The following is a 646-nucleotide window of genomic DNA, read 5'->3' as shown; positions in this document are numbered from 1 at the left end:
TCTTCACGCCCGCCGGATAGGGATGCTCGTAGTACCAGATATGTTCCGTCGGTTGCCCTTTGGTGAAGAAAAGGAGGTTCGTTTTGATGCCCGTATAGGGGTTGAAGACGCCGTTGGGGAGGCGGACGATCGTATGGAGGTTGCATTCCGCCAGTAGCTTTTCCTTGAGGCCACCGATAATGGTTACCTCCCCCCGCAAGGTTATTTCCCCGGTCATGGCAACGTCAGCATGCACGGGAATGCCCGTCAATCGGCGGTCTCCCGGGTGCGGAAGGTAGCGGGGAAATTGTTCTCGATGCCGTCCTCTTCCATGCCGCCGAAGGGGGGATTGGTCACGATGACGTGGACCCGGTCCTTGTTCGCATAGTCCCGCAAGGGGCGGGCCAGGGTGTTGTCGTGCCGGATGTTGGTGGGCGTGTCGATGCCGTGGAGGATCATGTTGGTGATGCAGAGCATATAGGGCAGGGATTTCTTATCGACGCCGCGGATGGAGGCCTGGAGGATTTCTTCGTCCGCCGGGGAATTGACGAACCGGGAACGCTTGTGTTCGATCACATGGGCGAGAAAGCCGCTGGTGCCGCAGGCCGGGTCCAGGACGGTTTCATGCAGTTGGGGATTCACCCGGTCCACGATGAACCGGGTCACG

The 646-nt window shown here is 59.4% G+C and carries 2 protein-coding genes and 1 pseudogene; all 3 read right to left on the bottom strand.

All coding sequences use genetic code 11. The features are described 5' to 3' along the window. Positions 1–130 (bottom strand): N-6 DNA methylase (locus tag ACMUOY_RS20445; protein ID WP_413894554.1); only part of this gene is annotated, 130 nt, incomplete at its 3' end. An 18-nt stretch (positions 131–148) separates the two neighbouring features. Next, positions 149–250: pseudogene (locus tag ACMUOY_RS20440) on the bottom strand (S16 family serine protease); the annotation flags it as partial. Further along, positions 247–621, bottom strand: coding sequence for an HsdM family class I SAM-dependent methyltransferase (locus ACMUOY_RS20435; protein WP_413894553.1), 375 nt, complete (start codon positions 619–621; stop codon positions 247–249). The gene ACMUOY_RS20435 and the pseudogene ACMUOY_RS20440, both read right to left, overlap by 4 nt. Between the last annotated feature and the right edge of the window lie 25 nt (positions 622–646).

It is taken from the genome of Candidatus Skiveiella danica (assembly GCF_022705245.1).
GTDB lineage: Bacteria > Pseudomonadota > Gammaproteobacteria > Burkholderiales > Burkholderiaceae_C > Skiveiella > Skiveiella danica.
Note: the sequence above shows the minus strand (reverse complement) of the source record. Positions and strands in the feature narration are given on the sequence as shown.